The 21,295-nt window shown below is 34.2% G+C and carries 25 protein-coding genes and 1 tRNA gene; 4 read left to right on the top strand and 22 right to left on the bottom strand.

Translation table 11 applies throughout. From position 1 onward, the window contains the following. Positions 1–64: 64 nt before the first annotated feature. The 3 genes from BM088_RS09265 to BM088_RS09275 all read right to left on the bottom strand — a co-directional run bounded on the left by BM088_RS09265 (position 65) and on the right by BM088_RS09275 (position 2,189). On the bottom strand, positions 65–838 hold the full coding sequence (locus BM088_RS09265) for a DUF481 domain-containing protein (protein ID WP_091983056.1): 774 nt from the start codon (positions 836–838) through the stop codon (positions 65–67). 95 nt (positions 839–933) lie between these two features. Next, positions 934–1,746, bottom strand: a complete 813-nt coding sequence (locus tag BM088_RS09270; RefSeq protein WP_091983058.1) for a mechanosensitive ion channel family protein — start codon at positions 1,744–1,746, stop codon at positions 934–936. A 65-nt stretch (positions 1,747–1,811) separates the two neighbouring features. Next, positions 1,812–2,189: a YbaN family protein gene (locus tag BM088_RS09275; protein WP_091983060.1), complete on the bottom strand. Its 378-nt coding sequence runs from the start codon at positions 2,187–2,189 to the stop codon at positions 1,812–1,814. Between the two features lie 109 nt (positions 2,190–2,298). Here BM088_RS09275 and BM088_RS09280 point away from each other — a divergent pair. Further along, positions 2,299–2,374 (top strand) — tRNA-His (locus BM088_RS09280). A gap of 242 nt (positions 2,375–2,616) precedes the next feature. On the opposite strand, the gene mutM is transcribed toward BM088_RS09280, so the two are convergent. The 5 genes from mutM to radC form a co-directional block, all read right to left on the bottom strand. Then, a complete protein-coding gene (gene mutM, locus BM088_RS09285; RefSeq protein WP_091983062.1) occupies positions 2,617–3,429 on the bottom strand; it encodes a bifunctional DNA-formamidopyrimidine glycosylase/DNA-(apurinic or apyrimidinic site) lyase in 813 nt (270 codons plus the stop codon). A 16-nt stretch (positions 3,430–3,445) separates the two neighbouring features. Beyond that, on the bottom strand, positions 3,446–3,940 hold the full coding sequence (locus BM088_RS09290; RefSeq protein WP_143085056.1) for a hypothetical protein: 495 nt from the start codon (positions 3,938–3,940) through the stop codon (positions 3,446–3,448). 112 nt (positions 3,941–4,052) lie between these two features. After that, entirely contained in the window at positions 4,053–4,208 is a 156-nt protein-coding gene (rpmG, locus tag BM088_RS09295) for a 50S ribosomal protein L33 (RefSeq protein WP_010364212.1), read from the bottom strand. A gap of 11 nt (positions 4,209–4,219) precedes the next feature. Continuing rightward, positions 4,220–4,456 (bottom strand): 50S ribosomal protein L28, encoded by a 237-nt coding sequence (rpmB, locus tag BM088_RS09300; RefSeq protein ID WP_091983066.1) that lies wholly within the window; start codon positions 4,454–4,456, stop codon positions 4,220–4,222. Positions 4,457–4,700: 244 nt separating this feature from the next. Next, on the bottom strand, positions 4,701–5,375 hold the full coding sequence (radC, locus tag BM088_RS09305) for a RadC family protein (RefSeq protein ID WP_091983068.1): 675 nt from the start codon (positions 5,373–5,375) through the stop codon (positions 4,701–4,703). A 124-nt stretch (positions 5,376–5,499) separates the two neighbouring features. Here radC and BM088_RS09310 point away from each other — a divergent pair, with 124 nt between their 5' ends. Then, the gene (locus tag BM088_RS09310) at positions 5,500–6,399 is read left to right on the top strand and encodes a phosphoribulokinase (protein ID WP_091983071.1); all 900 of its coding nucleotides are present in this window, start codon (positions 5,500–5,502) and stop codon (positions 6,397–6,399) included. 57 nt (positions 6,400–6,456) lie between these two features. Here BM088_RS09310 and speD read toward each other — a convergent pair whose 3' ends face one another. From speD to rpe, 10 genes are all read right to left on the bottom strand, one after another. Continuing rightward, positions 6,457–7,263, bottom strand: coding sequence for an adenosylmethionine decarboxylase (gene speD, locus BM088_RS09315; protein WP_091983073.1), 807 nt, complete (start codon positions 7,261–7,263; stop codon positions 6,457–6,459). A 96-nt stretch (positions 7,264–7,359) separates the two neighbouring features. Next, positions 7,360–7,767, bottom strand: a complete 408-nt coding sequence (locus BM088_RS09320; protein WP_091983075.1) for an OsmC family protein — start codon at positions 7,765–7,767, stop codon at positions 7,360–7,362. A 147-nt stretch (positions 7,768–7,914) separates the two neighbouring features. Then, positions 7,915–8,259 carry a DUF3802 family protein gene (locus tag BM088_RS09325; RefSeq protein WP_091983077.1) on the bottom strand — a complete coding sequence of 115 codons (345 nt, stop codon included), beginning with the start codon at positions 8,257–8,259 and terminating at the stop codon, positions 7,915–7,917. A gap of 131 nt (positions 8,260–8,390) precedes the next feature. Beyond that, positions 8,391–9,857, bottom strand: coding sequence for a succinylglutamate-semialdehyde dehydrogenase (gene astD / locus BM088_RS09330; protein ID WP_091983079.1), 1,467 nt, complete (start codon positions 9,855–9,857; stop codon positions 8,391–8,393). A 50-nt stretch (positions 9,858–9,907) separates the two neighbouring features. Further along, positions 9,908–10,924 carry an arginine N-succinyltransferase gene (gene astA, locus BM088_RS09335; protein WP_091983081.1) on the bottom strand — a complete coding sequence of 339 codons (1,017 nt, stop codon included), beginning with the start codon at positions 10,922–10,924 and terminating at the stop codon, positions 9,908–9,910. Between the two features lie 84 nt (positions 10,925–11,008). Continuing rightward, the gene (locus tag BM088_RS09340; RefSeq protein WP_091983083.1) at positions 11,009–12,220 is read right to left on the bottom strand and encodes an aspartate aminotransferase family protein; all 1,212 of its coding nucleotides are present in this window, start codon (positions 12,218–12,220) and stop codon (positions 11,009–11,011) included. Positions 12,221–12,815: 595 nt separating this feature from the next. Beyond that, positions 12,816–13,976 carry an HDOD domain-containing protein gene (locus tag BM088_RS09345; protein ID WP_091983085.1) on the bottom strand — a complete coding sequence of 387 codons (1,161 nt, stop codon included), beginning with the start codon at positions 13,974–13,976 and terminating at the stop codon, positions 12,816–12,818. Between the two features lie 29 nt (positions 13,977–14,005). After that, positions 14,006–14,590 (bottom strand): anthranilate synthase component II, encoded by a 585-nt coding sequence (locus BM088_RS09350; protein WP_091983087.1) that lies wholly within the window; start codon positions 14,588–14,590, stop codon positions 14,006–14,008. A gap of 101 nt (positions 14,591–14,691) precedes the next feature. After that, positions 14,692–15,696 carry a tryptophan--tRNA ligase gene (trpS, locus tag BM088_RS09355; RefSeq protein WP_091983091.1) on the bottom strand — a complete coding sequence of 335 codons (1,005 nt, stop codon included), beginning with the start codon at positions 15,694–15,696 and terminating at the stop codon, positions 14,692–14,694. 115 nt (positions 15,697–15,811) lie between these two features. Further along, a complete protein-coding gene (gene rpe, locus BM088_RS09360) occupies positions 15,812–16,480 on the bottom strand; it encodes a ribulose-phosphate 3-epimerase (RefSeq protein ID WP_091983094.1) in 669 nt (222 codons plus the stop codon). A 291-nt stretch (positions 16,481–16,771) separates the two neighbouring features. Here rpe and BM088_RS09365 point away from each other — a divergent pair, with 291 nt between their 5' ends. Together BM088_RS09365 and BM088_RS09370 are read left to right on the top strand one after the other, a co-directional pair. Next, positions 16,772–17,065, top strand: coding sequence for a hypothetical protein (locus BM088_RS09365; RefSeq protein ID WP_091983097.1), 294 nt, complete (start codon positions 16,772–16,774; stop codon positions 17,063–17,065). After that, positions 17,062–17,244, top strand: coding sequence for a DUF2970 domain-containing protein (locus BM088_RS09370; RefSeq protein WP_091983098.1), 183 nt, complete (start codon positions 17,062–17,064; stop codon positions 17,242–17,244). Before BM088_RS09365 ends, BM088_RS09370 begins: the two co-directional genes overlap by 4 nt. Here the strand turns inward: BM088_RS09370 and BM088_RS09375 are convergent. The 4 genes from BM088_RS09375 to aroK all read right to left on the bottom strand — a co-directional run bounded on the left by BM088_RS09375 (position 17,241) and on the right by aroK (position 21,201). Further along, positions 17,241–18,083: a Dam family site-specific DNA-(adenine-N6)-methyltransferase gene (locus tag BM088_RS09375; protein WP_091983101.1), complete on the bottom strand. Its 843-nt coding sequence runs from the start codon at positions 18,081–18,083 to the stop codon at positions 17,241–17,243. The genes BM088_RS09370 and BM088_RS09375 overlap by 4 nt on opposite strands. Positions 18,084–18,154: 71 nt before the next feature. Next, entirely contained in the window at positions 18,155–19,564 is a 1,410-nt protein-coding gene (locus BM088_RS09380; RefSeq protein WP_091983103.1) for an AAA family ATPase, read from the bottom strand. Between the two features lie 9 nt (positions 19,565–19,573). After that, a complete protein-coding gene (aroB, locus tag BM088_RS09385; protein ID WP_091983105.1) occupies positions 19,574–20,638 on the bottom strand; it encodes a 3-dehydroquinate synthase in 1,065 nt (354 codons plus the stop codon). Positions 20,639–20,682: 44 nt separating this feature from the next. Further along, positions 20,683–21,201, bottom strand: coding sequence for a shikimate kinase AroK (aroK, locus tag BM088_RS09390; protein WP_091983107.1), 519 nt, complete (start codon positions 21,199–21,201; stop codon positions 20,683–20,685). Positions 21,202–21,295: the final 94 nt, after the last annotated feature.

A 21,295-nucleotide genomic window follows, 5' to 3' on the forward strand; every position in this document is an offset into this window, starting at 1 on the left:
CTTAGTTTCAATAAAATAAAAGGAAGCAAAGCTTCCTTTTATTACTTTTTATGTGTCTAAAATGTTAAAAGTTGTAGACTAAAGTTAAAACTGTTTCTGTATCTGTGTTTTCTTTATCTGTATCTACATCACTATTGTGAGTTACATTAAAGCCCACCTTCATTTGCATTGAACCATTAATTTTAGTTAATAATGCAGACTCTGATTTAGTTTTAGTATTAGTAGAACCATATTCCACAGCGACGGTTTGAGTAAATTTTGCGTACTCAGTGATATTCCAATTAAAGTTAACCTTACCTAAACCGATGGGCTCGCCTTTATTATCCCCCTCATTTGAAACACCTTTTTTATCAGTGCTCCCCTCTGGAAATTCAAAATACTTATAACCGGGTCCAATTTCCGCATCAAAAAACATATTTTCGGAGTCTAAAAAACGTTTACCATAACCTAGTGATAATACACTTTCATTTCTATATGAACCAAAATAATCAGATGCATGAGAGCCATATATAAAAAAGTGCGTATGACTTTCACTTAACTTATAGTTACCTTGAACTGATGCAAAATACTTTTCATTGGTACGTTGCGTTTCCTTACTACCATCATCATTAGTAACTTCATCTTCTTTAAATAAACCATCTAACTTATATTCATTTGTCCAACTTTCCATTTCATGCCTGGCTTTAATTGCACCTTTAAGTGTAGTTGTTTTAGTATTACCTCCAGTTAAAATAAGCCCCAGCTCACTTGATATCTCCCAATCCTTTTTCTTCTCATTAGCAACAGCTGATGTAACAGTTAAAGTTGCGACTATAAGTGATAGATATACTTTTTTCATTTGTTATTAGAACCTTTCATTGAATAACGACTTAATAAATTTATTATCTCGAAAACCAATATTTCGAGACTTTTCTAAAACCTAAACTATTAATTTTATTTTTGGACATGCACATCCATTTGTGGGTATGGAATATTGATATTGGCATCATCTAAAGCAATTTTAATATTTTCCATTAAATCAAAATATACATCCCAGTAATCAGTAGTATTTACCCAAGGACGTACAACAAAATTCACACTAGAGTCTGCTAATTCAAACACAGCCACGTTATAACTTGGGTCTTTTAAGATTTTTGGATTTTTATTTAATACTGATTGTAAAACCTGCTTAGCCTGTTTTAAATCAGCATCGTATCCAACACCGACGACTAAATCGATACGACGAGTAACCTCCCTAGAATAATTAGTAATAGCACCAGACATAATTGATGAGTTAGGGATTATTATCACTTTATTATCTGGCGTACGTAATTCTGTCGCAAAAATTTCTATTTTCTCAACAGAACCCGAATGGCCAGCCGCCTCAATATAATCACCTGATTTAAAAGGTCGTAAAATAATGATTAAAACACCTGATGCAAAGTTTGACAAAGAACCTTGTAAAGCTAAACCTATTGCTAGGCCTGCGGCACCTAAAATAGCGATGAATGAGGTTGTCTCAATGCCAACTTGCGATAAGGCCATTAAAGTCGCAGCTGCAAATACAAGCGAATATATAATACTAGAAACAAATGTGCCGACCGCTTTATCTACTTTTTTCTTGGCGAAAGCTTTTTCTGTTATCTTGGCACAAAATTTTGCAACTTTATTACCAACAAAAAATATCACTACGGCTAATGTTAAATTAATACCGTAATGAACAATTAAATCTGAGTTATTATTCAACCAATCAAGCACTTGATTCATTGCTCTTCCTCCACATTATCAATAAAAACAGGATTATATCTGAAAGAACCTTAAAAGGTTATTTTTTATTCTTTCATCACTGGCAAAGAAGGTCTACTCCATATAAAAATCATAACTAAAATAATACTAATAATGACCATTACTTTTGCCCAAATTACTATTGGCAAAAAAATAAGTGGATAAGAAACAAGAACAATCATACTAATAGTAGCAATACATTTTGTTTTATATCGTATCACGCCATATTTTTCCCAATCTATTATAAGTGAACCAAATAGTTTGTGATTAATTAACCAAGAGTGTAGCTTATGAGATGATTTTGAAAAACAATATGCGCTGAGTAATACAAATGGAGTTGTAGGCAATAAAGGTAAAAAGACTCCAATTAAACCAAGCAATAAACTCATTAAGCCCAACAACATCCAAAATGTGCGTTTTATCATCTATTATCCTTTTTTTTGTTTTTTCGAAATAAATAATAACATAGCCCTTCCCATGACGTTTATTTTTATGTATTATGCGCGCCACACCAAAGAGGTGTTTAAAGAAGTGGCGGTTGTAGCTCAGTTGGTAGAGCCCTGGATTGTGATTCCGGTGGTCGCGGGTTCGAGCCCCGTCAATCGCCCCACTCTTTAACTTATCTTAGTTTACTCTATTATTTTAAATATATTTTTGCTTTCAATTTTTATTTCTCACTTGATTAAAGCTTCTAACTGAACTTTTCATTCCAAATAAAACCCAAATAGCGATACCATATAGGTAAAAGTATTGGGATGGCAATTCTTCGTATCTGTGTTTAATTATTATTAAACTAATTTCACTCAATTTGAACTAACTTCCAGTTAACTTATTTCTTGTAAACTGATCCTTTTATCTCTTCTGGCATTCATCGCAAAAAACTGAGCTACGTTGTCCTATTTTTATTTCTGTTAATGGTTTAGTACATACTTTACAAGGTAATCCCCCCCGACCATAAACTAATAACTCTTGTGCAAAATATCCAGGTTTACCATCAGTTTGTGCAAAATCTTTTAATGTTGTGCCGCCTTGCACAATTGCTTTGTCTAGTGTTTCTTTAACTAAAAAAACCAATTTTTCATAGCGTTTTTTACTCACTTTACCCGCAGGCATTTGTGGGTGGATCCCAGCTTTAAATAAAGCTTCATTCGCATAAATATTCCCTACACCAACAACATTTATGTTATTCATCAGGAACTGTTTAATTGCTGTTTTTTTATCTCGAGATTTATTATATAAATCTTGATAATTAAAAGCCAAAGTCAAAGGTTCAGGCCCTAAGTTTGCTAATAACTTATGTACTTGCCCTGGTGGTTGAAACAAAAAACAACCAAAACGCCTTGGATCGTTAAACCTTAGTATTTTTCCGGTTTCCATTTCTATATCTATATGATCATGTTTAATTCTAGGCACTGATTTATCTATTACCCTAAGTTTTCCCGACATGCCTAAGTGTAAAATTAAACTTCCCATAACCGTTTCTAATAATAAATATTTTGCGCGTCTCATTACTTTATTAATCACTAAGCCTTCGGTTAACTTTACCTCATCAGGCACAGGCCAACGTAGACTTGCCTGATAAACATGCACAAGTTTTATCGTTTCCCCTTCTAAGTAAGGTGATATTCCCATTCTACTAACTTCTACTTCGGGCAATTCAGGCATTATATTCTCTTTAAAATCAGTGATTAATTAGTTTAGGAAATATTAAGTTTGCTTGCTCTTTTGTTATTTTCAACCAAATATTATCACTAGATTTTGATAAATGAACAACATAACCTAAACCCAATTTAAACAGTACTAACACGACAGGTTTATCTTCTCCTGCAAGCCAAATTGTGGCTATTTGATCTGCCACCTTATTATTAGCTTCATTTTGAATATCTTGCGACGCTGATACCAAAACTCCTGTAGCTTGTTTCCACTGTAATATTACATTTGATATTTGTTCATTAGTGAGTTGTGAGTTACTTCGCCAGCTAGTACCAATACGTTCAATTTTATACGTAGGGTATTGCACAGTTAAAATATAACTTTGCTCAGCCAAAATTAATTGCGGGCTATTATCTTGAGGTGAATCTATCCACTTGTGGTGTAAACCATTAAACAAAAAAATCATTACTAGCATGGAAAAAATTAGAACATTATTCCAGCCTTTTTTACTTAATTGGATCATAGTGTTTTTGAATAGTTGAAATTAAATTAAGTGTATCTAATTAATGATAGGATTGCAGATATTTCAGGCATAAAAAAACCCGATTAAATCGGGTTTTTCTTGAAAAGCAAAATTACTTGATTTTTGCTTCTTTGAAAATCACATGTTTACGAACCTTAGGATCGAATTTTTTGATTTCCATTTTTTCTGGCATATTACGCTTGTTCTTGTCGGTAGTGTAAAAGTAACCAGTACCTGCAGTTGAAACTAAACGGATCTTATCACGCATAACTTAAACTCCTAAACCTTTTCGCCGCGAGCACGGATTTCTGTAAGAACCGCGTCGATGCCTTTTTTATCGATGATACGCATACCTTTTGCAGTAGTACGTAATTTAACAAAGCGCTTTTCGCTTTCAACCCAAAAACGGTGAGTTTGTAGGTTTGGTAAAAAGCGACGCTTAGTTGCATTTCTTGCGTGCGAACGGTGATTACCAACCGCTGGACGCTTACCTGTAACTTGACAGACCTTAGACATGTCTATTTATCTCCAATATCTTGCTCGAGCCTATTTCCCCAAGCCATAAGTACAGCAACTACAGGCAAAGATCTTTGTAAAGTGGACTATCTGACCACTTCAGCTCATGTGTAAATTTGATAGCGGCTAATTATAGAGATCCTCTCGACTAAGTGAAAGCAAAAAGTGCAGTTAATTTAAACTAATTTACATATAAATCGTTTTTTTTCACTTTTTCAGGTCCAAAAGAGCAATTTACTTCAATTTAAAGCCAACCTCTCTCTGCAAAAGAAACTGTTTTATCACTTGCAATCACTAAATGATCTAAAATTTGCACATCAATTAAGTTGAGAGCTTGTATTAATTTGTCTGTAATTAATCGATCAGCCTGACTTGGCTCTGCAATTCCTGATGGGTGATTATGGGCTAATATTACAGCCGCTGCATTATTTTTCAAAACAGATTTTACAACTTCTCTTGGATAAACATTTGCAGCATTAATTGTTCCATAAAACAATATTTCATCCTGTAACAATCTATTTTGGCTATCTAGGTACAGCAACATAAAAACTTCTTGTTGATGCGCTTTTAGTTTTAAAGATAAAAAATCTCGCACTGCTTTGGGAGAATTAAATAAAGTTTGTTGTTGACATTGTTCAGCCAAATAACGTTTATTCAATTCTAAAACTGCTTGTAACTGTGCATACTTGGCATTGCCAAGCCCTTTAAATTTTATAAATTCATTTAAAGGTGCATTAAAAAGGTTTTGTAACGAACCTGAACTATCCAATAAATGTTGCGCCAACTCAATCGCATTCATACCTGGGATCCCAGTTCGTAAAAAAATGGCGAGTAATTCAGCATCGACTAAAGCAGGAGCACCTTTTTCAAGTAATTTCTCTCTAGGGCGTGACATTTTTGACATGGCTGATAATTGCATATTCATTCCTTGAATTTTGTTCCTGAAAATAAGTATAGTTCAGTTTTATATTTATCTCTTAAACTTGACCAATTAGCCCTGCCGATTTACTTTAGGTATGTCTTCAAAATAATAAGAACATATAATGTCTGTTAAACACCCTATTATAGCTATCACAGGTTCATCTGGTGCTGGTACAACAACAACAACCAACGCAATTAAACATATTTTTCGCAGCCTGAATATTGATGCAGCTTCAATAGAAGGAGATAGCTTTCATCGCTATACAAGACCAGAAATGGATAAACGTGTTCGTGATGCCCATCAGGATGGCAAACATATTAGTTATTTTGGTACCGAAGCAAACGACTTTGCCGCTCTTGAAAACTTATTCACAAGCTATAGTGAATCCGGTCAGGGTAAGATACGTCGTTATTTGCATACCTTCGACGAAGCTGTACCTTATAATCAACTGCCAGGTACATTCACACCGTGGCAAGATTTAGAGGCGACAACAGATTTGCTATTTTATGAGGGGCTGCATGGAGGGGTTGTAGATGATGAACACAATGTGGCAAAGCATGTCGATTTATTAATTGGTATGGTACCAATTATAAATTTAGAATGGATCCAAAAGTTAATTCGCGATACCAATGAGCGCGGACACTCTAGAGAAGCTGTTATGGGCTCTATTGTTCGCAGTATGGATGATTATATAAACCATATTACACCTCAATTTTCACGTACTCATATAAATTTTCAACGAGTACCGACAGTCGATACCTCAAACCCATTCAGCGCTAAAGATATACCTTCATTAGATGAAAGTTTTGTGGTGATCAGATTTAGAGACATAGAAGATGTTAACTTCCCTTATTATTTACAAATGATAGAGGGTAGTTTTATGTCACGCATTAATACTATGGTAGTACCAGGAGGAAAGATGGGTCTTGCGATGGAGTTAATACTCAGGCCCTTAATTGAAGCTATTATAGTGAAAAAACGTGCAGCTCTGAATTTAGAACCCCTAGGGCTGCCTATCTAAAATCATAACTAAGAATGAAAACTTATCATTCTTAGTTATAGACCATATTAACTTCTCTTAAACGATCTCAGATAAATTACGACCATAAAATATTTCCTGCATTTCGCGCTGCAATTTAGTCGCTATTTCTACTTGTTCTTGTTCAGATAAATCAGATAATGCAATAGCAAACAAATACTCACTTAAATCAAATTTTTTAAGCATCATTTTTGTATGGAATAAATTTTCTTGGTAGACATTCACATCAACCATTTGATAAGCATCGAGTGTATCTTGTGTCATAAAGTTTTGAATAGAATGAATAGCATGATCTATATAGTGCTTTTTTCCCGCTTCATCTCTCGTAAAACCGCGAACACGGTAATCAAGTGTCACCACATCTGATTCTAAAGAGTGTATAAGATAATTGAGTGCTTTTAATGGCGAAATAACGCCACAGGTGGATACTTCGATATCAACTCGAAACGTGCATATACCTTCATCAGGGTGCTCTTCAGGATATGTATGAACACAAATATGACTTTTATCTAAATGTGCCACAACTGAATCAGGTAAAGGGCCAGGTTTAGCTTCTTGATCAACATTTTCTAAAATAGGTTCTTCAGAAATTAAAATGGTAACACTGGCACCTTGTGGATCATAATCTTGACGTGCCACATTTAAAATATTGGCACCTATAATATCAACTACTTCACCTAAAATATCAGTTAAACGTTCAGCGCTATATTGCTCATCAATATATTCTAAATATTCTTTACGTTGCTGCTGATTTTTTGCATAACAAATATCATAAATGCTAAAACTTAAACTTTTGGTTAAATTATTAAAACCATGAAGCTTTAGTTTATCAAATGGTTTATACACAATAAAACCATCCTTATATGGATCGATAAAACCTGCATAGGCAGGACTGAATTTCGCGAATTTTATACGAAAATAGCCCTATGAAAAAGCTTTTTTTCACTGTGCTGCTAACACTTCAAAACTATGGGTAATTTCTACTGACTTTTCGAGCATCAGAGCAACTGAACAATACTTTTCAGCCGACAGTTTCACCGCACGCTCTACATGTTTCTCAGAAACAGCATTACCTGTAATTACGAAATGTAGGTTAATTTTTTTAAATACACGTGGAGCACTGTCAGCTCTTTCACTACTCAACTCAACTTTTGCAGCAATAACATCTTGTCTCGCCTTTTTCAAAATGCTGACAACATCAACTGATGAACAACACCCTATCGACATTAATACCATTTCCATTGGGCTAGGTGCAGCGCCATCATTACTGGTATCAAATACAACATTATGACCAGATTCAGATTTGCCTATAAAAGTATCGCCTTCAACCCATTTTACATTTGCGTGCATATTTATCTCTTTATATGAAGTTTTTTAAGATATGGCAAATATTAAATGAGTGAGGAATTAGTGCAACAAAATAAATCAAATGAGAGGAGTTATAAATTGCTTTATTCCCGACCTGTAATTAGGAATAAAACACAGTACGTTTTTAAATCACATAGCCACAATAGCTGAATCAAATAAGTTTTTAACTAAACCAGAGAACTCATCAATAAATTCATGCTGCTCTATCGTTACAGGTTGATTAAGAACACTACATAAAACTTCTTGTAAATCATAAACAATACCATCAACTTCTCGAACAATTTCACTTCGTTGGTCTGTATCTAATTCGGTATGTTGCTGGCAAAATGCAATTATTTGCTCTGCAATATCATCTTCTATTAAACTAATAACAGTTGGTGCATTAGATGCAACTTTGCCTGGCTTTTCAAAAATAGACAAATGCTGTGTTAGATACATGATGAGTTCATCATAACCTTGCTTATCAGTAACCATGAAATGCCTTTTATATTTATTTTTAGTTCTTTGATTTAAGCAGATATAAATAAAAAATACCAGATACTCGCAAACAAAAAAACCTTTGAACTAACAATTCAAAGGCTTTAAATTAAACTTAAAACTAACTATTACAAAGTTAAACCCGGGCTCAATGTCGCTGGTAATGCTATTTTTTCAAGCTCAACTGATGCAACAGGATATGCACAGTAATCTGCAGCATAATAAGCACTGGCTCTATGGTTACCCGATGCGCCAATGCCACCAAAAGGAGCTGCACTTGAAGCCCCCGTAATCGGACGGTTCCAATTTACGATACCCGCACGAACGCGTCGTAAGAAATAATCATAATCTTCGCTATTATCACTTAACAAACCTGCCGATAACCCATAAGCCGTATCATTACCAAGTTCAATAGCTTTATCAAAGTCTGAATAACGGAATACTTTTAAAAGAGGACCAAAATGCTCATCATCAGGGAAGTCACCCACGTTAGTACACTCTAATATACCAGGCGTTACAAAACCTGTATTTTCTGTATGCACTAATTCAACTAAACTCGTTGCGCCTAATTCAATTAATTGACTTTGTGCTGCAACCATAGATTTTGCTGCACCAATTGAAATCATAGAGCCCATAAATGGTTGCTCTTGATCATCATAAAAACCGACTTTAATAGCTTTGGTTGCTTCAATTAATTGCGCTAAAATTGAATCGCCTTGCTCACCTTGAGGTAAAAACAGCTTACGAGCACAAGTACAGCGTTGACCACTTGAGATAAAAGCCGATTGAATGATATCGTGCACAACGGCTGTTGTATCAACAACGTCTTTTACGATAAGTGGGTTATTACCACCCATTTCAATCGCTAGAATTTTACCTGGCTGCCCAGCAAACTGTTCATGAATGAAGTGACCCGTACGAGAAGAACCAGTAAAGAATAAGCCATCAATACCACGATGTGAAGCAAGCGCTTTACCCGTTTCAACTTCACCTTGTACCAAATTAATCACGCCCGCTGGTAAACCTGCTTGTTGCCATAGTTTAAGTGTTAACTCAGCAACCATAGGTGTTAATTCTGAAGGTTTAAATACAACAGTATTTCCAGCGAGTAATGCGGGTACGATATGACCATTCGGTAAATGACCAGGAAAGTTATAAGGCCCAAATACTGCAACAACACCATGCGCTTTATGGCGAATAACAGCTTTCCCTACTGGCATTGCATTCTCCACAGTACCAGTGCGTTCATGATAAGCTTTTTCAGATATGGCAATTTTACCCATCATAGCGCCTACTTCAGTACGCGTTTCCCAAATCGGCTTACCCGTTTCTTTTGCTATAGCGTCAGCCATTTGCTCTTTATTTTCACCAAGCACTTCACCAAATTTTTTGACGATACTGAGTCTGTCATTAAAGCTTAAATCACTCCACGAAAAAAAAGCTTCTCGCGCCGATTTAACTGCAGTATCAACTTGCTGTTCAGAGGCACTGTTAGCAGTCCAAATTATTTCATTTTTTGCAGGGTTTACTGAACTAAATTCAGCACCTTCACCAGCCGACCATAGGTTATTGATAAACTGAGCATTATGAGTCATCTCAATTTCTCCTAAATTTATTTGATTATTTTAAACAATCGATTATAAGTTTAAACGGTTGCAATGCGAACAATATCGCCTTCACTCACCTGTAAAGCTTCAGCTATTTTTGCAGAGATAATAATATCATCGCAATTTTCATCAAATGAAAGAGCAGCTAATGTCGCTCTGAAGTTTTCTAACTCTGTATTTGCAATCATAATATTCTGACCACCAGGGTTATCACCTATTATTACTTTTTTATGACTTGATGATCTGACAGTGCGAATGTTGTTTAATTTTGCTTCAACGGTAGGGCCTGCATCAAAAATATCGACATAACCATTAAAGGTAAAACCTTCATTTTTTAACAGCTGAATTGCCGGCTTTGTTTTTTCATGCACTTCACCCACTACAGCTTGTGCTTCTTTACTCAACAAATTGACATATATAGGATATTTAGGCATTAACTCTGCAATAAATACTTTTTGTCCTATGCCTGTTAAGTAATCAGCTGTAGGGAAATCCATTGAGAAAAAATGCTCTTCTAACCATTTCCAAAATGGACTTTTACCATTCTCATCAGAAACACCACGCATTTCAGCTAATAATGTATCCGCAAACCTGTCTTCATGCTCTTTAATAAACATGAAACGAACTTTTGATAATAACTTACCATTACCATTTTTACGGGCTTTTTCACGTAAAAATAAAGTACATAATTCAGTTGCGCCAGTATAATCATTACATAAAGTTAAAATTTCAACTGGATTATAAACATTTAGAGTGCGGGATGAGTGGATCACTTTACTTAAATGATAATGATAAAAAGCATCGTCCAGACCAACAGCGGCTTCTATAGCCGAAGTACCCAAAACCTCACCTGTTTCAGTGTTTTCTAAAACAAATAAATAACCTTCATCTTGAGGACAGTCTACCGTTTTTTTAAATGATGCTTCAGAGCGTGTAATTTTACTCGCTAATAATTCTTCATTATTAGGCAATGAAGTAAAACCATGGCCGGATTCATCTGCAATTTTAACTAATTCAGCAAAATCATTTTTTTGGATTGGGCGAATAACCATCATAATGCCGCTTACTCCCTTATGTTTATAATGATAAATAAAAGGTGGATATAACCACCTTTATGAGTATTTACAATAAGGCTTTAATTAAGCATTTGCCTTAACAACATCTGCAACAGCTTTTTCAAAACGAGCCATACCTTCACGTATATCTGTATCAGGAATGACTAAAGAAGGTGTGAAACGTACTACATCAGCACCCGCAACAAGTGACATTAAACCATGTGCAGTTGCAGCGACTAAAAATTCTTTCGCTTTGCCTTTATACTGCTCAGTTACTACAGCACCAATTAAAAGACCTTTACCACGAATTTCAGAAAATACATTGTATTTGTCGTTTATTGTAGTTAATAGTTCACGAAATAAGGCTTCTTTTTGTTTTACACCTGATAATACTGTTTCTGTATTAACCGTATCAAATGCTGCTTCAGCAACTGCACATGCTAGTGGATTACCACCATAAGTAGAACCATGCGTGCCTACTTTTAAGTGTTTTGCAATTTCAGTAGTCGTGATCATAGCACCAATTGGGAAACCACCACCTAATGCTTTAGCTGTCGTTAAGATATCTGGTGTCACATCTAAACCCTGATAAGCATATAAATCACCTGTACGGCCAACACCCGTTTGTACTTCATCAAAAATTAATAATGCATTATGTTGATCACATAATGCGCGTACACCTTTAATAAAATCAGCCGTAGGAGAAACAATACCACCTTCACCTTGTAATGGTTCAATCATTACAGCACAGGTATTATCTGAGATAAGTGCTTTAAAGCTTTCTAAGTCGTTGTAATCGGTATGAACAATATCAGCAGGTTTTGGGCCAAAACCATCCGAATAAGCTGTTTGACCACCTACAGTTACAGTGAAGAAAGTACGACCATGGAAACCTTTATTAAATGCAATAATTTGAGACTTTTGTTCTCCAACAGTATCTAATGCCCAACGTCGTGCTAATTTTAGTGCAGCTTCATTTGCTTCTGCACCTGAGTTTGCAAAATAAACTTTATCAGCAAAAGTTGCATCAACTAGCTTTTTAGCCAAACGTAAAGCAGGTTCATTTGCCATTACATTTGAAAGATGCCAAATTTTTTCGCCCTGCTCTTTTAATGCATTAACTAAGGCTGGATGACAATGACCTAAACAATTTACAGCAATACCGCCAGCAAAGTCGATATACTCACGACCTTCCTGATCCCATACACGAGACCCTTCACCCTTTACTGGGATCACGGCTGAAGGCGCGTAGTTTGGTACCATTACTTCATCAAAAAGTGCACGATTTATAGTCATTTTATTTCCTCTGTTAACAAGTAAAGAACTGCTAAATTAAAGCCTTTTACTTTTAATACTGTTCGATAAGGAGATGCATTATTTCAAAAAAAATTACTTTTGTCTCCCTTAGCTTAGGGGCCAAAGCCTTGGTTTATAAGGAAAGCGGGTATAATTTCAATGATAGTGAATAAGTATTTAGCTCAGTTCCAAAAACCAACTCAAAATATAGAATTCAGTAAGAAATAGAAATGCTTTTATAAAACATTGATGGCAAACAATAGATATTACTAATTAAATCAATGATGCTGCATTGTGTTTTTCGAATCTAAACTATGAAGGCTTTGCGCATTCAATGCTCTTTATCTCATCTGTTTTTTAAAGGAATAACAATAACACCCAAATATTGCTAATTTATAATAAATTCTGAAACGATAAAACTCAATATTGCGTCATATTCTTCATGATGCAAGCTTATGAGCTATCCCAAAGATTAATTTTGTAAAAAAGAGAGACTGAATGAATAATCGAAAATAAACTAATAAATAATTTAAAATTTAGCGCTTTTAAAACCTAAAACGTGCAATTTTTATTTACTTCACTAAAGTTGTATTTGTTAATGCTCTATTTTGAGCTGTAGATTGTGTAAACTTGTACTTGCCAATATCTTTAGTTCTGCAACCTGAAAATTATAAATTTTGAACCAAATTTTTACTTCATCGGATTCAACTAAATTATGTTCTTTTAATTTTTTATATTGGCTATAACATTGTGCCTTAGCAACTACTTTTGCTAAATCATCCATCTTCGAAAATGTGATCTTATTAGCTATCTGCTCCATTGAGTGTTGAATAGGCAAATACTTAAAAGACATTTTTTTGATTATTTGACATGACAAAGCAGCTGAGTGTTCAACCATTAGGTTACGTAAACACAAAGGATCAGGTGATAATTCGACCAATGCCGAATGTAATTCTTTTTCTTTATTATCTCGACTATCTTTAGTTTTATTTTGCCATAGGGTTTCAAAGGTCCTGAGATATAAACGCACGATAGCAATTTTTCCAACATCGTGAAACATGCCCAAAACAAAAGCATGAAAAGGGTTAACATCATTCATTTGAGCTAAAGTTTTAGCTGCAATTGCTGTTGTCATTCCGGACTCCCAAAGTTTTCGTTTCAATAAACGAAATGGCATCGTGCTATAAGGAGCCCATTGCTTCAAAGAAAATGTAGGTACTACCGATTTTAAATTCTCTAACCCTAAATATCTTAATGCTAGTGAAGGGCTTTCAACTTTAATCGCTTTTTTAGGGTCTTTATCTTTACGGTATTGTGGCAAATTAATCAACTTAACAATATCATCACTTAACCAAAGTAAATCGTTTACCAAAGGGTCAATTCTACCAACGGATGCTGATGTGACAGCTAGAATGTCTAAAATAGCGGGAATGTTATCTTGTATATTGATAATATCGGTATAAATGTAATCTATATCTTCTAGATAAGTATTAATTTGCTCTTCAATTTCATGATGTAATTGTGAATTGACTTGTGCCATGTATTTGAGTTTTTGTGTATCTTCTTTATTTCTATTTTTTTGTGCTTTTTCTTCCACCTCTAATAAAGTGCGTGATGGCAGTTTTTCACCATAATCTAAATCTAAAGTATGTATATAACCAAGTTGTAGCTGAGCAAAATTATGTCCTAACAATAAATCATGAAATCGACCATATAAAACATCAGCCGTTCCAAGTTGCTTTTTCGACTCGCTCATATCTGTTTATATACCTTAAATATTCGTCATTAACGATACTGTTCAATAAAATTAGCTAATAAATCTATTCCAAATTCAGTTAAAATAGCCTCAGGATGAAATTGTACACCTTCCAATGCTAACGAAGTATGTTTTAGCCCCATCACTTCACTCAATTCATTTTTTTCATTATGACGCCAAGCCGTTATTTCTAATTCCTTAGGTACTGATGAAGGCTCAACAACTAAAGAGTGGTAGCGACAAACAGTTAAAGGCGATGGTAGGTTTTTAAAAACCCCTTGATTATTATGAATGATTTTTGAAGTTTTGCCATGCATCACCTTTTGAGCTCTTATAATATTAGCACCTAATGCTTGTGCTATTGTTTGGTGCCCTAAACAAACACCTAGAATAGGAATTTCACCTTTAAATTGATTAACTAAATCAAGCGAAATACCAGCCTCTTTAGGTGTACAAGGCCCTGGAGATATTACTAAGTATTTAGGTTTTAATACTTTAATTTCCGCACAGCTAATTTCATCATTACGCTTGACTAAAACTTCGACATTAAGACTTTGAAAATATTGAACAAGGTTATAGGTGAAAGAATCATAATTATCTATCATTAATAACATAATAAAGCCCAAGTAAAAAATTTTGATGCGAAAATACGAATTTAAAACAGTGATATAGCAAGTATTAAAATATGAATAATACTTGCTACGATGAGATATTATTATGAACGAGGAATAAAACCAACTGCATCATAAACCGCTTTTAGCGTTTGTTCAGCACGCGCTCCTGCTTTTTCAGCCCCATCGCGCATGATTTCATTTAGTAAAGTTTGGTCTTCCCGGATCTCTTTAAAACGAGCTTGAATAGGCTCAAGCATAGATACAACTGCTGATGCTGTGTCTTTCTTTAGATGCCCATACATTTTATCTTCATATTCAGGCACTAAATCTTCAATAGAGCGTTTTGTCGCTACAGACATAAGCGTTAATAAATTTGAAACTCCTGGCTTTTCTTTGCTATCAAAATAAATACGCGCTTGTTCATCTGAATCAGTCACAGCCTTTTTCAGCTTTTTTTCTATTTTTTTAGGTTCATCTAACAACATGATGTAACCATTTGGGTTTTCATCTGATTTAGACATTTTTTTAGTTGGGTCTTGTAGACTCATTACACGGGCACCAAACTCAGGAATATAAGGTTCAGGCACAGTAAATACATCCCCATAAAGATTATTAAAGCGGTTTGCAATATCTCGCGTTAATTCTAAATGTTGTTTTTGATCTTCACCTACTGGGACTTGAGTTGCCTGATACAGTAAAATATCAGCAGCTTGCAGTACTGGATAACTATAAAGACCAACATTTATATTGTTAGTATTTTTAGCTGACTTGTCCTTAAACTGTGTCATACGATTAAGCTCGCCCATTTGCGCATAACAATTTAATACCCAACTTAACTGCGCATGTTCAGGTACTTGTGATTGTACGAATAAAGCTGATTTTTTAGGATCAATCCCACAAGCTGTATATAATGCAATACCATCTAAAACACGTTCTTTAAGTAATGCAGGATCTTGACGTGTTGTAATGGCGTGTAAATCTACAAGCATGAAATAACATTCACTGCTTTCCTGTAGCGTAAGCCATTGGTTTATCGCGCCAATATAGTTACCTATTGTCATACCACCTGTTGGCTGAATACCACTTAAGACTACGGGCTTGCTCATGTTATTTCTTCACTCTTAAATTTAATTTATAAATATTGGACTAATTTTAATTACTTGTGAGACCTAAGCAAGAAAAAGTTAATTCTGTTTCTATTTTTATTCATATCTCGTGAAATTAAACTTCAGCTAACTCTGAGCGCATCTCATCGATTACCAGTTTATAATCAGCTTGATTAAAAATAGCTGAACCAGCAACAAACATATCAGCCCCAGCTTCTGCAATTTCTTTAATATTATCTACTTTTACACCACCATCAACTTGTAGACGTATGTCAAAACCAGAATCATCTATCAACTTTCTGACTTGTTTTAGCTTATCTAATGTTTGAGGAATAAAAGACTGGCCTCCAAAACCTGGGTTTACCGACATTAATAAAATCACATCAAGTTTATCCATAACAAACTCTAAACATGATAATGGTGTCGCTGGATTTAATACTAAACCTGCCTTGCATCCTAGCTCTTTTATTAATTGTAAACTCCGGTCTATATGCTCACTCGCCTCAGGATGAAATGTAATAATACTTGCGCCCGCTTTAGCAAATTGACTTATCATAGTATCTACAGGTTTAACCATTAAGTGCACATCAATAGGTGCTGTTATCCCATAGCTTCTTAATGCTTTACAGACCATAGGACCAATCGTTAAATTTGGAACGTAATGATTATCCATTACATCAAAATGAACAACATCAGCCCCGGCTTTTAAAACTGCCTCTACATCTTCGCCTAAACGAGCAAAATCAGCTGATAATATTGAAGGAGCAATTAAAAATTTTGACATAATGAATTTATACTCTTAGTTGATATAACTAGCTTTTGCTAGATAATAACACGATGGATCATTTCAGTAATAAAATATTAAATCAAAATAACATTAAAACTGTGATATTAATTATTCATAAATTTAACCTCCACAACTTTAATGAAACCTTAAACTTACCCACGCTTTACAAGCTGTTAACACTCGTTATATATTTATAGATGAACAGCCTAAAATTTGAGATTAATAGCCATTGTAATCTTTATTTAGTTTGGTTAAGCTTTAACCATTGCTAAAACAGAGGGTATTGTTATGAAAGTAAAAAAACAAAAAGGAATATATATAGCATCTTTTATCGCTATTTTTTCTGCTACAACATTTTCATTAGTATCTCATGGCAAACAAATCAATAATCAATGCTGTCCCACAGTGTATAAAACTCAAGTTTCTATATCACAATGCCAAGCGTCTAATAAAAGCTGGTTTTCGTGGCTAACCGGGAATAGCCGTAGTGCCCAATTTCATTACTTAGATTTACTTGAACTTCTCAGTAACTCAGAAAATAAAGATCAAAATAACTCAGCTATTACTAGCCACTTTAAATGAAAACGCTTTTTAGCTTAATCCAAAGTGTTTTAGCCGCTGCATTTGGTGTACAAAGTGAAGGGAAAAGAAGGAAAGATTTTCAGCAATCCTCCCCTAAACAATTAATCGCTATTGGTATCACATTTTTAATTATTTTTATATTTACTGTTATATTTATTGTTAAACTCGTATTACCCTAAACTTTAGGCCCAAATTTCATTCCTTTTGGCATATATAATGCCATAATTTCATCAACTTTTTTTCGAGACCCTCCTTTAGGACTTATAGTACGTTTAACTTGAATCGTATCAAGCTTTGCTTGCTGATAAATTTTACGAGTTAAAATAGTATCGTGATTCGATATCAAAACAGGAATATTCGCGTCAAAAGCACTTCGTTCTGCAAGATTTGCCAGTTGAGCTTGATCATCAAAGTTAAACCCACCTTTTGCATATGATGTAAATGAAGCTGTCTTACTTAAAGGCACGTAAGGGGGATCACAATAAACCACGGAGTTTTTAGGTAAGTTCGCAAATACGTCAGTATAGCTCTGACAGGTAAAAGTTACTTTTTGAGATTTTTCAGCAAAAAAGAAAAGTTCTTTTTCAGGAAAGTAAGGTTTTTTATATTTACCAAATGGTACATTAAATATACCTTTCAAATTATAACGGCACAATCCATTATAACCATGTCGATTCATGTACAAAAATAAAATAGCTCTTTCGTAAATATCCTGACATTCATTAAATTGTTTTCGATAAGCATAATATGCTTCATCATGATTATTAAGGTCTACAAAAAGTTTCTTAGCATCCAAAATAAATTCATCGGGCGATGCTTTTAACTCTTTATATAAATTAATTAAATCAGCATTTATATCATTTAAGACATAATGTTCAAAATCAGAGTTTAAAAAAACCGAACCAGCTCCCATAAATGGCTCAACCAAGGTGCTAGCTTCAGGTAAACGCTTGTTAATTTCTTCAACTAAGCTATATTTTCCACCTGCCCACTTTAAAAAAGCCCGAGTTTTTTTCATTTGTTATGTATGTGCCTTTTTAATAGCTTTAATATTGATAGATCAAGCTCGGGATTTTACACTACTCTTTACTATTTGAGTAATGCAATTTCTTGTTTAATATTTTTAATTGATTTACTGAAAGGCTGTAATTTCTCTAATTTAAGGGCTAGAGATTGTTTATATTCTTGACTTTGAATCATACTACTAAAAGGTCCAATAGTAATAACCCACCAACTTCCCCCATATCTTTTACTCTTATAGATTTTATATGCTTTTAACTCATGATCATCAATAAATTTTTGCAATAAACTTTCTTGACTTACACCGATTAACTGCAACATGACTAAAGGGTCTTCTTGTTTAAGAAACCAAGCATTATCATAGTTATTAACATTAATAGCTGAATTCTTTATCTGGCTTTTGTTTAGCTCGGCTTCATCATTCTTATTTTTTACAATCTGCTCAGCTATTACTAATTTTTGATCATTCTTTTGTTTTGTAGCTACAGGTGTTTCTTTAGTTAACTCTGAATATTTTTTTTGCTGTTGATGATCTACTTTACTAAATGATTCATCTATAAGGTCAACAGAAACACGCTCAGGCTCTTTTTTAACTTCAACCGGAACTGCGATATTTTTTGACTTAATTAAACCTTTAGAATTGACAACCTTTTCTTCTTTATTCGATAAACTAACGATATTTTTTTTATTTATTACTGGTTCATTTATTGTAAGTATTTTTTCACTTGTTTCTCTCAATCTTAACTTTAAAGCATCTTGATCTTTGTCTTGTGATAATTTATTAAACAAGAATGAAAGTAGTATTGTTATAAGCACAACAAAAAGTAACGAAAGTATCATTAATATATGCTTATTTTTTTTCTTAATCACTGCATTTTTAGTTGGTTCCCAAGCTAATAATAATGCTGGATTACCTAATGCTGCATCTACGAACGCCTTAAATACGGGTTCATGCTTATTTGGCAAGTCAACAAAATACATAGACATAAGTGCAATACTTTCATCATATGATAAAGCTTCAAAGTAAATATTTGCTGATTTTTTAAATGTTACTTTTGAAGTAGATGCAGATAATACATAAAAAGCATTTTCAGTGATTTCTGAAATATGCTCTATTTCATCAATTAACTCTTCACTTAAAAAGTGTATGTCATCAATAACTAAAACAGTATTTGAACAAACTTGTTGCTCTAATAATTGAATATAATTGTCACTTAAGGATTTATGATAATCTATTAGAGGGTTAGTAAATAACTGCTCTAACAACTGTGAAATGACTTGTTGCTCAGTTACACGAGGCGTTAATTGTAGGTAAACCTTATTAAAATCCAGAAACTTATCAGTGACAAATGACTCTAACAAGTAACTTTTGCCTAATCCAGAACTACCTAATAAACAAATGAGTGATTGACCATATTCATATTGTAATTCGATACGGTCAATTAATGACTGTCTACTAGGTAAAATTTGAACTTGCATTAAAAAAGCCTAAAAAAGTGCTTTTAATTGTTGTTCAGTTACATCCGACTCTAAAGCACAACGTCCAAACTCGATTGGCAATATAAATCTAATTGTTCCTTTCAAATTCTTTTTATCTTTTTTCATATGGCTAATAAAGTCTTTATACGACATTTCATCAGGTGCTGCGATTGGTAAATCAAAAGAAGATAATAATTTAATTACTCTGTTAACATCCGTATCCAATAAATTCCCTCTCAACTTTGCCAACTTACAGGCCATAACGATACCCGCAGCAACAGCCTCCCCATGAAGCCAAACCCCATAACCCATTTGAGCTTCAATCGCATGACCAAATGTATGCCCTAAGTTTAATAACGCTCTTATACCAGATTCTTTTTCATCTAAAGCAACTATATCGGCTTTAATTTGGCAACAACGTTGAATAATATGCTGTATCGCTGTTTTATTAAGTGACTTTAGTGAATCAACATTATTTTCTATATATAGAAACAATTCTGTATCATAAATTAACCCATACTTTATCACTTCAGCCATACCCGCTGAAAATTCACGAGACGCTAAAGTCGATAAACTATTAGTATCAATGAATACAGCAGAAGGTTGATAAAAAGCACCTATCATATTCTTACCAAGAGGATGATTAACTGCAGTCTTACCGCCTACAGAAGAATCAACTTGAGATAAAAGTGTTGTTGGCACTTGAATAAATGGCACTCCTCTTTGATAGCATGCAGCAACAAAACCTGTTAAATCACCAATAACACCACCACCTAGAGCGACTAAACACGTGTCTCTACCGCAATTATTTTGCAATAAAAATGCATTGATTTTTTCAAACGAGGAAAGTGTTTTAAATTGTTCACCATCGGGTAATATAAAAGTTAAAGGGGATAAATGATTTATCTTAGATTTGAAAGTTTCGAGATAGAGGGGAGAAATTGTATCATTAGTGACAATAACAGGACGACAATCACCAATAAACTTTTTAAGTTGCAACTCATTGTGCATAACACCTGGTGCAATAAAAATAGGATAGCTACGCTCACCTAAATTAACATTTAACTCAAGCATAACGTAGCTCCTGCTAGTACTTTTACTTTATTTTCATTTTAAAATTAAAAATCAAGTTTTGCTATAATTTGATTTGCAACAACTTTTGCACTTTGCTCATCAGTACGAACTACAAAATCCGATACTTCTTCATAAAGAGGGTTTCGTTCATCAGCTAAACGCTCTAAAACCTCTTTAGGATCTTCCTTAGTTTGCAACAAAGGACGCTTTTTATCCCGTTGTGTACGTGCAACTTGTTTCTCGATTGGAGTTTCAAGGTAAACTACAATACCGCGGGCAGAAAGCTTATTGCGCACATCTTTGCTAATTACCGAACCACCACCAGTAGCAAGTACAATACCCTGCATTTCTGTCAAATCAGAAATAACACCTTCTTCACGACGTCTGAAACCATCTTCACCTTCGATGTCAAATACCCATGCGATTTCAGCACCGGTTCTACGTTCGATTTCCTGATCGGAATCGAAAAATTCAAGATGTAATTGGTCTGCCAAATGACGACCAATTGTGCTTTTACCTGCGCCCATTGGGCCCACTAGAAATATATTACGTTTTTCAGCCATATCTTTAGTACAAACGAACTCTAATTAAATAATAAAATAACCCCGTCCTACGACATGGCCCCAAAAATTAAGGATGTGATTATCTCAGTAATTG

Source organism: Pseudoalteromonas denitrificans DSM 6059 (assembly GCF_900112265.1).
GTDB lineage: Bacteria > Pseudomonadota > Gammaproteobacteria > Enterobacterales > Alteromonadaceae > Pseudoalteromonas > Pseudoalteromonas denitrificans.